Raw genomic sequence first — 13,762 nt, 5'->3', positions numbered from 1 at the left:
TCCTGATAGTTATGCGACTTCCGCACTCGCACGATAATGTGCTTCGAGGTGCGCGAAGGTGGAGTCCGGGACAATCTCCCGGATCCGGGAAAACTGCTGTGTCTTGAGTAAACGGCGCACTTCCGAGGCCGAAATGGCGTTGCCGGTGGCCTTGATGCGCGGCATCTCCACCACCTCAATATGCGAGGCCAGAAGGTCGTGCAGCGTCTGGTTGTACTGCCGCGTGATGTCGCAGAACGGCTCCGAGCCGATGAAGCGGTGTGTGATGCCCAGCGCCGGGGCGATATAGTCCCGGAAGATCAGCACGTCGATCTCGCTCCACGCCTGCTGCACTTTGCCGGTCTCCTTCAGGAAGTAGGCCGGGAAGGTGGCGCGGGAGATGATGTACTGCGAGCCTTCATGCACCACCACGTTCGGCAGATGCGCCACGCCCGCACGCACCATCTCGAGGCGCGCGCTGAACGGGAAGAACGAGGCGTCTTCACGCACCACAAACAGATGCAGGGCATCGCACTGCGTCGCCGCCTGCTCCACCAGATGACGATGGCCGAGGGTGAAGGGATTGGCGTTCATCACGATCGCGCCCGTTTTTTCCCCACACCGGCGCTTCGCGCGCAGGGATCGGCAGTAGCGCGCGATCCCCTGCGGAGTGTTCTCCATTAGCACCGCGTTGTTCCCGCTCTGGGCAATCGGCCAGAAACCGCTGCGGCCAAAGCGCTCCTTATTGCACGGACGGGTGCAGAGGAAGAGGTGAAAATGGCCGCGCTCCAGCGCCGCGTTTTCCACCTCTGCAAGCAGACGCGCGCTGAGGTTTTCCCCACGAAGCTGCTCGTTGACCGCCACGCATTTGATGACGTTGGCAGCCAGCCCGGCGCAACCCACCAGCTGCGCGCCGGACCAGGCTTCGACAAACAGCGTGATGTCGTTGTCCAGGCCAAGGCCGCTGTCTGCCAGCAGGTAGCGGATCTGGCTTAAGCGTTCTGGGTGTTTCGCCACAACGGTGTGCCGAAAATCAATGGGTTGCGATTGCATGCTGCCGCCTTACTCAGTGCGCTGCCGCGAGCCCGACGGCTGGCGCTTCCACGATCACGTTGCTCAGATGACCGATATGCTCGATCTCCACCTCAATGCGATCCCCCTCCTTCATAAACAGCGGCGGGTTGCGCTTTTTACCCACGCCGCCAGGCGAGCCGGTGATGATCACGTCGCCCGGGCTGAGACGGGTGAAGGTGCTGATGTACTCGATCAGTTCCGCCACCTTGTGGATCATGCTGCTGGTGTTGTCCTCCTGCACCATGCGGCCGTTCAGCCAGGTGCGGATCGCCAGGCTGTGCGGGTCCGGGATCTCATCCGCCGTCGCCATCCACGGGCCGAACGCTCCGGTCTGCCGCCAGTTTTTCCCGGCGGTGAACCAGGTGTGCTGCCAGTCGCGGGCGGAGCCGTCCATGTAACAGCTGTAGCCCGCCACGTGGCGCAGGGCGTCGTCGCGGCTGATGTTCTCCCCGCCTTTGCCGATGATCACCGCCAGCTCGCCTTCGTAGTCGAACTCGCTGGAGTGGCGCGGCTTCAGCACCGGCTCGTTGTGGCCGGTCTGTGAATCCGGGAAGCGGACAAACAGCGTCGGGGCCGGGTTGTGCTGGTCAAACTCCTTGCGCTTGTCGGCATAGTTCATGCCCACGCAGAGGATTTTTTCCGGCTGGACAATCACCGGTAAGAAGGTGATGGCGTTCAGCGGTACATCCACCACGTCGTTCAGAAAACGGGTGGCCTGCGCCAGCCCGTTCCCCTGCAACAGCGCTTTAAGGTCGCCATAGCGGTCGCCCAGGCGGCGGCCCAAATCAATCACGCCTTCGGCCTGTACGATGCCGTAGCTGCGTTTTCCCTGGTATAAAAAGCTTGCGAGTTTCATTGTTCTTTCCTGAAAACTTAAACGAGGAAGTTGCCCAGAATCAGCAGTGAGACAGAGACGTTAATCGCGCCGCCGATACGGGTAGCAATCTGGGCGAATGGCATCAGGCTCATGCGGTTGCCTGCGGTCAGGATCGCCACGTCACCGGTGCCACCCTGCCCGCTCTGACAGCAGGAGACGATGGCGACATCAATCGGGTGCATACCAATCTTTTTGCCAACGAAGAATCCGGTCGCCACCAGCGCGGAAACGGTGCTGACAATCACCAGCAGGTTGCTGACGGTGAACGCCGCCACCAGTTCATGCCATGGGGTAATCGCCACGCCGACAGCGAAGAGGATTGGGTAGGTCACGGAGGTCTGGAAGAATTTGTACACCACCTGGGAACCCTCCAGCAGACGCGGAGAGGCGCCGTTGCAGAGCTTCACCAGCACCGCCATAAACAACATGCCCACCGGCGCTGGCAGACCAATCAGCTTGTGACCGAGCATGCCCAGCATGTACAGCAGCACCGCCAGCAGCGCGCCCGAGGCGATTGTCGTCACGTCCGCTTTGCCGGAGAACGCAGGTTGGGAAACAGTGGCATCAGCGTTGGCGCGATTCGGCATCAGCTGGCCTTCACCGGTCAGGTGCGGGTAGCGTTTACCGAGCTGGTTGAGGCAGCCGGAGATAATGATCGCCGTCAGGCCGCCGAGCATCACCATCGGCAGCACGCGGCCGAGCGCCACGCCCTGATCCATATGCAGCAGGGTGGCATAGCCGATAGAGAGCGGGATCGCCCCTTCCCCGACGCCGCCCGCCATGATCGGCAGAATGATAAAGAAGAAGATCTGGAACGGCTCGAGGCCCAGCGCCAGCCCAACACCCATGCCGACAATCATGCCGACGATTTCACCGCACAGCATCGGGAAGAAGATGCGCAGGAAGCCCTGGATCAGCACGGTGCGGTTCATACTCATGATGCTGCCGACGATAATGCAGCAGATATAGAGGTAGAGAATATTGGTGGATTTATAGAATTTGGTCGTGGACTCAACCACCACGTCCGGCAGCAGGCCGTAATAGACCAGCGCGGAAGGGATAAAGGTGGCGCAAATTGCCGCCGCACCGAGCTTGCCGACAATCGGCAGGCGTTTGCCGAATTCACCGCAGGCAAAGCCGAAGAAGGCCAGCGTGGCCACCATGACCACAATGTCGCTCGGCAGTTTTCCGCCCAGGCAATCAATCGCAATCAGCGCACCCGCCAGAACGAACAGCGGCAGAGGAATAATGCCGATTTTCCAGGTATCTATAATATGCCACCAGCGCTCTTTGAGCGATGGCCGCTGAATATCAATCGGGTCGTGGGTAACAGAGAATGAATCGTCAGTTGTGCTCATAATAAGCCCCTTAGTTATTTTGTGCGTTCAGCTTAGAGTCACAAAGGCTTACTTTATGTGAGGGATGGCATATTAAAAGCGAAGTTTTAATGGACGCTATGGTTTTAATGGTTTCTTTTATTTAATGTGATTTACGCCTTATTTATTGCCGTGGTTTTTATGGTTTCTTTTCTTAACTGAACAAAGAAATAACATTTATTCATTTAACCTTAAGAGGATGAGACTTTCGGAAAAATCTTTTACAGGCTGCGCTGTGCAAGGGATCACAAGTTTTCGGCAAAGCGGGCATCCTGGCCTTAAAAGATGATATATTCAGCCGACCTGTTGATATCTCGCGTGATAGTTATGAAAGTATCGTTTCAGATCAAGCTGTTTATTTCGCTGGTCGCCTTTTTCTCAGTGCTGTTCGCATTACTGGGCGGATATTATTATGTCGATGTCGGCAGACAGCTTTATCAGGAAATGAGCGCGCGCGCAAAAATACAGGCCGAAGAAATTGCGCTTATTCCTACCCTGCGAAAAGAAGTCGAACAAAAGGATATCCTGGGTATCCATGACTTTATGCAGAAAATAGCCGCCCGCAGCGACGCCAGTTTTATTGTGATTGGTGACAATAAGGGGCTGCATCTTTTCCACTCCGTGTTTGCCGACCGGGTAGGCAAAACGCTGGTTGGCGGAGATAACGACGAGGTATTACACGGCAAAAGCACCATCACCATCCGCAAGGGCGGGTTAGGCATTTCGCTGCGCAGCAAAGCGCCCATTTTTAATGATGCCGGGCAGGTGGTGGGGATTGTTTCGGTAGGCTATCTCACGAGCTATCTGGACACCATCACCGTCAGCAAGGTGGTTAATATCCTGATTGCCGCCGTGCTGCTGCTTATCGCCCTGTTTATTTTCTCCTGGTTCTTCACCCGCAGCATCAAGAAGCAGATATTCTCTCTGGAGCCGCGCGAAATCGGCCTGCTGGTGCGCCAGCAAAAGGCGATGATGGAATCCATTTATGAAGGGGTGATTGCCATCGACGACGATCTTCGCATTGAGGTGATTAACCAGGCGGCGCGTAAATTATTAGGCTTACGTCAGCCCGCCCGCGAACTGCGGGGTCAACTCATCAGCCAGGTGATCGCGCCCGTCCCGTTCTTCAACGCGCAAACCATGCTTGCGAAAGACACCCACGATGAGATCTGTCGCTTTAACGATCTCACAGTTATTGCCAGCCGGGTGCGGATCATGCTGGAAGATGCGTTGCAGGGCTGGGTGATCACCTTTCGCGATCGCAACGAGATCGACTCGCTCAGCGCCCAGCTCAGCCAGGTGAAGCGCTACGTTGATAACCTGCGCATCATGCGCCATGAACAGCTGAACCGCATGACTACGCTGTCCGGCCTGCTGCATATGGGCCGTTATGACGAAGCGATTCGCTACATACAGGCGCAGTCGGAACACGCTCAGGAGCTGCTGGACTTTATCTCGTCCCGCTTTAGCTCTCCGACGCTGTGTGGTTTGCTGCTTGGAAAGGCCGCCCGCGCGCGTGAAAAAGGCGTTGAGCTGAGTTTCGACCCGGCCTGCCGGGTGGATAAACCGTTCCTGCCGCTGCTCGAATCGGAACTTATCTCGATCATCGGGAACTTGCTGGATAACGCCATTGAAGCGACCCAGCGTGCACCGCTCCCGCATGCCCCGGTGGACGTGCTGATAAAGCTGAACGAGCAGGAACTGATTATTGAAGTCGCCGACCAGGGCGTCGGCATCACACCGGAGATACGCGACCGGATCTTTGAGCGCGGCATCACCACCAAAACGCGCGGCGATCATGGTATTGGCCTGTATCTGATTGAAAGCTATGTCACACAGGCTGGCGGTGCAATTGAAGTTGCCGATAACACCCCACGCGGTGCCATTTTCTCACTGTTTATTCCCGCCACGGGAACGGCCCGGCACCCCGTACAGGAACTGGAAGATACCGACTATGCAACATGAACTTATCGACGTACTGATTGTTGAAGACGAGAACGAACTGGCGCAACTGCACGCGGAGCTTATCGGTAAACATCCGCGCCTGAGGCTGGTGGGGATTGCCGCGTCGCTGGCCGACGCGCAGGTACAACTGGAGAGCAAACAGCCGAAGCTGATGCTGCTGGATAACTACCTGCCGGACGGCAAAGGCATCACCCTTATCAGCAACCCGATGCTCACCCGCGCCAACTGCTCGGTGATTTTCATCACCGCCGCCAGCGATATGGACACCTGTAGCCAGGCAATTCGTAACGGCGCGTTCGACTACATCCTCAAGCCGGTTTCCTGGAAGCGCCTGAGCCAGTCGCTGGAACGTTTTGTGCAGTTTGCCGAACAGCAGCGCGTCTGGAAGATCGTCGACCAGCAGAACGTCGATTCACTCTATCAATTGCAGGCGAAAAACTATCGCCTGGACAACGGCAGCAAAGGGATAGAGGAGAACACGCTGGCGCGGGTGCAAATGCTGTTTAACAACAAGGCGGCGCACTGTTTTACGGTGGATGAGGTGGTGAGCGAGACGGGCCTGAGTAAAACCACCACCCGGCGCTATCTGGAACACTGCGTGGAGGTGGGTTTTCTGACGGTGGAGATGCTGTACGGGAAGATTGGGCATCCGAGAAGGATGTACCGCCGCGCAGAAGCCTGACGCAGTATTGTAGGCCCGGTAAGCTTGCGCCGCCGGGCACTCGCCGGGTGGCGCTAACGCTTACCCGGCCTACGTTCGGACATTCAATACGTATCCATACAGCCGCTTAATCCCGTCCGCATCTTTCTCGCTGTAAACGCCCTGCAACTCTGGCGAGAAACCCGGCAGCATATTAATGCCCTCTTCCAGTGCCAGGAAGTAGCGCTGTACTGCTCCACCCCAGACTTCCCCGGGCACCACACACAGCACGCCCGGCGGGTATGGCAGCGCACCTTCGGCGGCAATGCGTCCTTCGGCGTCACGAATACGCACCAGTTCGACGTTCCCGCGAATGTACTCCTGGTTGGCATCCTGCGGGTTCATCACCACGGCAGGCAGGCTCTCCTGACGGAACATCGCCTTCTGTAAATCCTTCACGTTAAAGCTGACGTAGAGATCGTGCATCTCCTGGCTCAGCTGACGGATCGTGTAGTCGCGGTAACGCACCGGGTATTTCTGACAGATGGTCGGAAGCACATCCGCGAGCGGCGTATCGTCTTCAATATGCTGTTCAAACTGCCCCAGCATTGCCACGAGCTGCATTAGCTTCTCCGCGCTCTCGGCTGGCGTCAGCAGGAACAGGATGGAGTTGAGATCGCACTTCTCCGGCACAATGCCGTTTTCGCGCAGGTAGTGGGCGAGAATGGTCGCCGGAATGCCGAAATCGGTATAGTGACCTGTTTCAGCATCAATGCCCGGCGTGGTCAGCAGCAGCTTGCACGGATCGACGAAATACTGCTCGCGGGCATAGCCTTCAAAACCGTGCCATTTTGCACCCGGTTCAAAACTAAAGAAGCGACGCTCGCTGGCGATAGCCTGTGTGGGGTGATCCTGCCATGGCCGCCCCGCCACCACCGGCGGGATAAACGGTTTGATCATATTGCAGTTGGCGATGATGGCCTTGCGTGCTTCAATGCCCAGCTCGACGCACTCCGCCCACAGCCTGCGTCCGCTCTCGCCCTCGTGGATCTTGGCGTTCACGTCCAGCGCAGCAAACAGCGGGTAAAACGGGCTGGTGGAGGCATGCAGCATGAACGCATTGTTCAACCGCTTGTGCGGGCAGAAGCGCGACTGACCGCGAATATGGTTATCCTTTTTATGGATCTGCGACGTTTGCGAGAACCCGGCCTGCTGCTTGTGGACCGACTGGGTCACGAAAATTCCCGGATCGTTCTCGTTCAGTTCCAGCAGAAGCGGAGACGTTTCCGCCATCATCGGGATAAATTGCTCGTAGCCGACCCAGGCGGAGTCAAAGAGGATGTAGTCGCAAAGGTGACCGATCTTGTCGATCACCTGACGGGCGTTGTAGATCGTGCCATCATAGGTGCCGAGCTGAATGATCGCCAGGCGGAACGGGCGCGCCTCGGCGGCTTTCTGCGGCGCGACGTCACGGATCAGTTCCCGCAGCCAGGCCTCATCAAAGCAGTGCTCATCAATCCCGCCGATAAAACCAACCGGATTACGGGCTGCCTCAAGATAGACAGGCGTTGCCCCGGCCTGGATCAGCGCCCCATGATGGTTGGACTTATGGTTGTTGCGGTCGAACAGTACCAGGTCGCCACGGGTCAGCAGCGCGTTGGTCACCACCTTGTTGGCCGCCGACGTGCCGTTCAGCACAAAGTAGGTTTTGTCCGCGTTGAATACTTTCGCCGCGAACTTTTGCGCGTGCTTGGCGGAGCCTTCGTGGATCAGCAGATCGCCCAGCTTAACGTCGGCGTTGCACATGTCGGCGCGAAAAACGTTCTCACCGAAGAAATCATAGAACTGCCGCCCCGCCGGGTGTTTTTTGAAAAAGGCACCGTGCTGGTGACCCGGACAGGCAAAGGTGCTGTTTCCCATCGCCACATACTGGCTCAGGGTGTCAAAAAAGGGTGGCAGCAGGTTCTCTTCATACCGGCAGGCGGCAGATTCCAGTTCCAGCAATTCCTGTGCTTTACCCGAGATGATCGCCGTGACACCCTCTGGCACCTCTCCTGGCTCTGTTGAGAACAAAAATACCGGTAACTGAAAGCCCGTACGCTTCAGCAATGCGAGAATGCCGCTGTAGCTTTCAACAACCGTAATGACAACTGCCGCCACATCGGTGAAATCGGTGTTATCCAGCATAACTTTTTCGCGATGCGTAGAAACTTTGGATACCAGCTCACGGCTGACGGCAATTTTCATGGTTTTCATAGGCGCAAATACCCTCACCGAACGGCGAGACAGGAAGGAGAAAATTCGCGCAATCATGTCACCTTTTATTTTCAGGTGCAAGAAGGAATCAGTATGCGTTACACCTCCCAAAGCTAAGCGTAATCTGGGACGAACGTGCCATAATCATGCAATGCCAGTGCTTAAATAACAGGAGTTAAACGTGGTAATTGGACCCTTTATCAATGCGGGAGCCGTATTGCTGGGCGGTGTACTTGGGGCAGTATTAAGTCAGCGCCTGCCGGAGCGTATTCGCGTCTCCATGCCTTCTATTTTTGGCCTGGCGTCGTTAGGGATTGGTATCCTTTTAGTGGTGAAATGCGCCAACCTGCCGGTGATGGTACTGGCGACGCTGCTCGGCGCGCTCATCGGCGAGTTTTGCTATCTGGAAAAAGGTATTAATCACGCGGTAGGCAAAGCCAAAAATCTGATTGCCCGACCGGGCAAGGCAAAGCACGGCACGCACGAGTCGTTTATTCAGAACTACGTTGCGATCATTATTCTGTTCTGCGCCAGCGGCACGGGGATATTCGGTTCGATGCAGGAAGGGATGACCGGCGATCCCAGCATATTGATTGCGAAAGCGTTTCTGGATTTCTTTACTGCCACCATTTTTGCCACCACCCTCGGCATCGCCGTCGCCGCGATTTGTGTGCCGATGTTGCTTATTCAGCTGGCGCTGGCCACCTGCGCCACGCTGATCCTGCCGCTGACAACGCCAGCGATGATGGCAGACTTTACCGCCGTCGGCGGCCTGTTGCTGCTGGCGACAGGGCTGCGCATCTGTGGCATTAAGATGTTTGCAGTGGTGAACATGCTCCCTGCCCTGCTGCTCGCGATGCCGCTTTCCGCGCTCTGGACGCGCTTTTTCGCTTAAGTTTGCGACGAAATGGTGAGAGAGTGTGCAGTCTGCACCGAAAGCAACAAATTTCGTTGACGCCGGAGGGAGGATCGGGTTTAATGCGCCCCGTTGCCCGGATAGCTCAGTCGGTAGAGCAGGGGATTGAAAATCCCCGTGTCCTTGGTTCGATTCCGAGTCCGGGCACCACTTATTTATAACCCTCGCTTCGGCGGGGGTTTTTGCTTTTTGAATCAACAACTTGTTCGTTTACCAGTAGTTACCGCCCTTATCTTTCCTCCGGCCCCGCTTCCCGGTGGTACAACTGGCGTTGTTTACCGCCTTTACCGCCACACAGAAGCAGAAAAACCTGACCTTCACCGATCTATTTGAGCATTACAAATGCACATATCAATTGGACAGAGCCCGACAGAGCGGCATCACGTATCCGTGATTACCCCCCATCGGCTAACTGTTTTATTAGATTCATCGGTGGTAAATCCATCCGGGGCATCCTGAAAAGTGACCTTTCGGCGTTCCGTACACTGCTGGAACAGGCCCTGGCTAACCGCAGTAAAGTAGGCCGAGGAACGAAGCTGTAAAAAGCGACTTCTACTTCAGACACCGTAACCACATTGCTACTATATTGTGTGTGCGTTGGCACGCATGGCTGTCATGGGGGCATTTATCAGTCTAAGCAGAGGCCGGTAAAGCAATTGAGAGGAACTACAATGGATGCAGCATTACTTAACATGATGCGCTCAGATGGAAGAAATAAAGCCTGGGCGGAAACTATGGTGAATATGGAAGCCAGGAAACTGGTAAATACAGCCAACACTCTGTCGGCTTTTCATCTCAGCGATAGTTTGACTCGAATGAAGTTTGTTCAGGAAATTCGGGACCTCATAGAACATCAGTTTACGTTAGCTCGTCGGGCTAAATCAGATGAAGAATGCATGGAATGCGTTAAAATTCTCAGAGAAGAAAACAGTAACCTGCTGGAACAAGCGCGTTTATTAAGAACGAAGGCAGCGAAGCTTTACGCTAAAGTCGAGTTTATCCGAGAGAATAACAAAATTGTTGGGTATGTGATCTCGGCTGTTAGTGTTGTCCTGGCCGGTGCTGAAATAGCCGCAGGATTTACCCTCATAGGCACTATGACCCCTCTCGGGGTTCTTGCTGGTGCGATTCTGGTTACTGACGGGACAAACAGCATCAGTAAAGAAGTGGCTCGCTACGCAACTAACAACACTACCAGTGAAGGGCTGGTCGCGAATGCCGCGATGTCTACAGCTGAGTTTATGGGCTTTAGTCGTGAGAATGGGTTAGGTGTCTACAAATCAATTTCACTGGCCGCTAATGCGTACACCATTTTTGGCTTGTTACGGCGACCTGGTACCTGGCGACTGTTTCGTTATCTCCCTGCTGACTATTACCGAAAGGTGAGCACACTGAGCCGCCCGCAGCTTACAATGAAAATAGCGGGTTATGGCGTGAAAGCTAAGATTATTTTTGATCTGTTGTCCGTCAGCGACCCGTCCCAGAATTAGTCAGCATTTTACGATAACGCCAGGATTTGTAGCCAAGTTTTGCTGGCGTTATATACCAGATGAAAGGTAGTACAATCAATAATGTGAGCGCAAGTGTCAGGCTTGTATCCTTGGATGCAAGTAAAAGAGTTAAAGCCAGTATGATGAAGGCAATAATAGTTATCCACTTCATAGCCTTAAAACGATTGGCCAGATCATGAGTTACGCTATCAAACGAACCACCGTAATTTTCAATATTGTTTTTTAACTTTTGAAGATCTCGTTTGCTAAAACCTGATTTTAAAAGTGCCTCTTCGCTGGTCATTCTATTATCCGTCCCATAACTCACTGAAACCTGTGACGAAGTTTAACTTAATTTGGCGGATAAATCGCTACCTGACGATATTCGTCAAATTTATATATATCAACGAGTTGAAGATATCTTAGAGTATACGCTCGAAAACTGACATTATTGCCCACTGCGGAACTTCGCTGGTAGCAACTCTAATGACTCCTTCGGGGCCGTTTCCAACATCTCCCGCCCTGCCCGGTAGAAGCAACATGCAGATCACCACAGGAGGCTGAATCATGCACGATGAAATCATTAATCAGGCCCGCGAAATCCTCCCTCAGCGGCTCAACCATACCGACACATTGGCATCACAGCAGGACACCGCGTACTATCTGGCCCTACAGTGAAGCGCAATGCTGCTATTATCTATTCCCCTATCCACGACACCCTGACCACTGCGTCAGCAGCGCATGCAGTTTAGCCGGCTCCAGAGGCTTGCGGAGCACCAGGTATCCCTCCTGCTCCGCCTCCAGCAGAACCGGTGAATTAAATTCGCCGCTGACTATCGCGCCGCTCATATCCGGCAAACGGTCAAAAAGCGCTTTCAGGATGTCGAAGCCGCTTTCGCCCGATCGCAGGCGCTGGTCGCACAGCACGGCGAACGGCGTAAAGCCGTCTTCGATGATGGCAAACGCTTCTTCAGCGGAGGCCGCACAGCGTACGTCGATTCCCCAGACGCTCATCAGGCTCTCCCAGGCAGACGTCACCAGCGGGTCGTCATCGACGACCAGGCAGGAACCGTGCAGCGGCGCATAGCGTACCGGCGTGGCGGTGTTGTCAGCGGCGGGCGGGGTGTCCAGCGCGATGTCTTCGCCAGCATATTGGGTAAAGCGCATCCAGAAGCGTGAGCCTTTCCCTTCAATGGATTGCATCCCGTATTTCACCTTCATGAGCTTGGCACAACGGGCAACGACGGCCAGTCCCAGCCCGTGTCCGGCGCTGTCGATCTTCCATGCCAGCTCGGGGCGGTAGTAAGGTGAGAAGATTTTGCCCTTCTCTTCATCGGCGATACCGACTCCCGTGTCCCACACCTCCACCATACACTCGTCACCGCGCGGTCGGATGGCGACCAGCACCCCGCCCTGGAGCGTGTAGCGAAGGGCGTTTTGAATCAGGTTAATCAGGGACTGTCGCACCAGCAGCGGATCGCCCATCACGTCGATACGGCGTTTAGGCCGCCGGATGCACAGCCTAAGCGCGCGGCTGTTGGCCTCTTCACGAAACAGCGTGATGACCGAGTCGAGCAGAGCACCGATATCCACTTTGGTCGGGGCAGAGAGGACATTCCCGGATTCTATTTTGCTCAGATCGAGCAGAGAATTGAGCATTAAATGCACCGAGCGAACGCTCTGCTGAAGGTCAAGGAGTTGCGGCGTCAGGCTGTCGTCCCGGTTTCGGTGGAGGATGGCTTCGATCAGAAAGCCCATTGCGTGTACGGGCTGGCGCAGATCGTGGCTGGCGGTGGTCAGAAACTGATTTTTATCCAGCAGTGCCTGCTCCGCGTCCTCTTTGGCCTGACGAAACTGTTCCGCAAGGCGTGAGCTTTTTTCCTCAAGCAGCGCTTGCTGAATAAAGAACGCATGGGAAGTTAACGCATGGCGGTAAATCGCGAAGCCGTAAAGCAGATTCAGCATGAGCACGATGAACATCAACTCATCCAGCCGCCAGATAATACCGAGGTTCAGCACCCCCCAGGAGGCGAAGAAAAAACGCGTAAAGGTACTGATGACAGGCGTCAGATGCGTCGCATTGGCGGCGACGATGGCGGCAATGCTGATATTAAGTAACAGGAAAAAGTCAAAATTCTGCGTCTGTGGCGTAATTAAATAGAGTGATGAAATTCCCAGCCCGTGAATAAAGGCAATATTATTGATACGCGGAAGCCAGCGTCGCAGAACGTCCCTTTCACCGTTTTCTTTCGCTTCACGCTGATAGCGTCGGTGCAATATTCGTATCGCCACGGCACATAGCAGATAAATAATTATCCAGATAATCGTTGGGCCGAGGTCGTCCCCAAGCATATAAATCCAGATGGCGAAAGGAATACCAACAAAGGGCACTGCACTAAAGCTAAATACCAGCCGCAGAAAGGTGTTGTTTAGCAAACGGATCTGCGCCGGAGCAGAGATACCATCATTTTGTAAGCTCTGAAAAAACCTCATTCCGACGGTTCCTGCTTGCCATGCAGAAGCGTGATGGCTTCGACCCGGCTGTTAACGCCTATCTTTTTCAATATATTGCTGATGTGTTCTTTGACCGTGGGCTCAGAAATTGAAAGCTGTGCGGCGATGCGTTTATTTGGCAGGCCGCGCATAATCATATTTAACACGTCTATTTGTCGCGGCGTTAAGTTAAATTTACTTAACTTCTCATTATTCGTCTTAACGGAAATTTCGTTTCCCTCAGGAAACCAGGTCTGATTATCAGTGAGTGCGAAAACGGCCCGCGAGAACATCTCAGGTGGCTCGCTTTTCAATACAAAACCGTGCCCCCCGGCGGCATTAACTTTGCGCCAGATATCATTATTGTCATCCCCGCTGACCACCAGGAGTCGTACCTGTGGGTAAAGTTGCTTTACTTCTTTGAGTAATTTCAGGGCCGTTCCGGAAGAGAGCCAAAAATCGATTACCAGCAAACGTGGCGGGCCATGATCCCTAATTTGGCGGTAGCAATCATCCTCATTCGTCACCACACACGCCTGTTTAAACTGGCAATGTGTAATCAGATAATTGGCGATGCCGCTTGCTACCAATGGATGGTCATCAACGACTAACGCATAATTCTGTCCCAAAGGAGCCTCCTTTTACCTTCGCATATCTTAGAGTACAGATGAATTATTATCTACCCACCCTACTTTA

The 13,762-nt window shown here is 54.5% G+C and carries 11 protein-coding genes and 1 tRNA gene; 5 read left to right on the top strand and 7 right to left on the bottom strand.

Annotated features, from left to right (window positions below):
* Positions 1-9 precede the first annotated feature (9 nt).
* From citC to H2Z33_RS12525, 3 genes are read right to left on the bottom strand one after another with little or no spacing between them, the layout of a single operon-like run.
* A complete protein-coding gene (gene citC / locus H2Z33_RS12535) occupies positions 10-1,032 on the bottom strand; it encodes a [citrate (pro-3S)-lyase] ligase (RefSeq protein WP_032671991.1) in 1,023 nt (340 codons plus the stop codon).
* Between the two features lie 13 nt (positions 1,033-1,045).
* On the bottom strand, positions 1,046-1,909 hold the full coding sequence (locus H2Z33_RS12530) for a fumarylacetoacetate hydrolase family protein (protein WP_033487651.1): 864 nt from the start codon (positions 1,907-1,909) through the stop codon (positions 1,046-1,048).
* 17 nt (positions 1,910-1,926) lie between these two features.
* Complete coding sequence (locus H2Z33_RS12525; protein ID WP_063134836.1) at positions 1,927-3,288, bottom strand: 2-hydroxycarboxylate transporter family protein; 1,362 nt, start codon at positions 3,286-3,288, stop codon at positions 1,927-1,929.
* A 345-nt stretch (positions 3,289-3,633) separates the two neighbouring features.
* Here H2Z33_RS12525 and H2Z33_RS12520 point away from each other — a divergent pair, with 345 nt between their 5' ends.
* Together H2Z33_RS12520 and H2Z33_RS12515 are read left to right on the top strand one after the other, a co-directional pair.
* Positions 3,634-5,271: a sensor histidine kinase gene (locus H2Z33_RS12520; protein ID WP_015571853.1), complete on the top strand. Its 1,638-nt coding sequence runs from the start codon at positions 3,634-3,636 to the stop codon at positions 5,269-5,271.
* Positions 5,261-5,953: a response regulator gene (locus H2Z33_RS12515; RefSeq protein ID WP_015571854.1), complete on the top strand. Its 693-nt coding sequence runs from the start codon at positions 5,261-5,263 to the stop codon at positions 5,951-5,953. Before H2Z33_RS12520 ends, H2Z33_RS12515 begins: the two co-directional genes overlap by 11 nt.
* Positions 5,954-6,022: 69 nt before the next feature.
* Here H2Z33_RS12515 and H2Z33_RS12510 read toward each other — a convergent pair whose 3' ends face one another.
* Positions 6,023-8,167, bottom strand: a complete 2,145-nt coding sequence (locus tag H2Z33_RS12510; protein WP_063134944.1) for an ornithine decarboxylase — start codon at positions 8,165-8,167, stop codon at positions 6,023-6,025.
* A gap of 181 nt (positions 8,168-8,348) precedes the next feature.
* Between H2Z33_RS12510 and H2Z33_RS12505 the strand changes: the two genes are divergently transcribed.
* From H2Z33_RS12505 to H2Z33_RS12495, 3 genes are all read left to right on the top strand, one after another.
* Positions 8,349-9,062: a DUF554 domain-containing protein gene (locus tag H2Z33_RS12505; RefSeq protein WP_017692680.1), complete on the top strand. Its 714-nt coding sequence runs from the start codon at positions 8,349-8,351 to the stop codon at positions 9,060-9,062.
* A 95-nt stretch (positions 9,063-9,157) separates the two neighbouring features.
* Positions 9,158-9,233 (top strand) — tRNA-Phe (locus H2Z33_RS12500).
* 521 nt (positions 9,234-9,754) lie between these two features.
* Positions 9,755-10,573, top strand: coding sequence for a DUF4225 domain-containing protein (locus H2Z33_RS12495; RefSeq protein WP_063134835.1), 819 nt, complete (start codon positions 9,755-9,757; stop codon positions 10,571-10,573).
* Here the strand turns inward: H2Z33_RS12495 and H2Z33_RS12490 are convergent.
* The 3 genes from H2Z33_RS12490 to H2Z33_RS12480 all read right to left on the bottom strand — a co-directional run bounded on the left by H2Z33_RS12490 (position 10,551) and on the right by H2Z33_RS12480 (position 13,695).
* Positions 10,551-10,877: a hypothetical protein gene (locus tag H2Z33_RS12490; protein ID WP_023298582.1), complete on the bottom strand. Its 327-nt coding sequence runs from the start codon at positions 10,875-10,877 to the stop codon at positions 10,551-10,553. The two genes, H2Z33_RS12495 and H2Z33_RS12490, sit on opposite strands and share 23 nt — an antisense overlap.
* 401 nt (positions 10,878-11,278) lie before the next feature.
* Positions 11,279-13,066, bottom strand: coding sequence for a hybrid sensor histidine kinase/response regulator (locus H2Z33_RS12485; protein ID WP_063134834.1), 1,788 nt, complete (start codon positions 13,064-13,066; stop codon positions 11,279-11,281).
* Entirely contained in the window at positions 13,063-13,695 is a 633-nt protein-coding gene (locus tag H2Z33_RS12480) for a response regulator transcription factor (protein WP_063134833.1), read from the bottom strand. The genes H2Z33_RS12485 and H2Z33_RS12480 overlap by 4 nt, the downstream gene beginning before the upstream one ends.
* Between the last annotated feature and the right edge of the window lie 67 nt (positions 13,696-13,762).

It is taken from the genome of Enterobacter sp. YSU (assembly GCF_016082135.1).
Taxonomy (GTDB): domain Bacteria; phylum Pseudomonadota; class Gammaproteobacteria; order Enterobacterales; family Enterobacteriaceae; genus Enterobacter; species Enterobacter hormaechei_C.
This window is presented reverse-complemented; position numbering and strand designations above follow the sequence as displayed.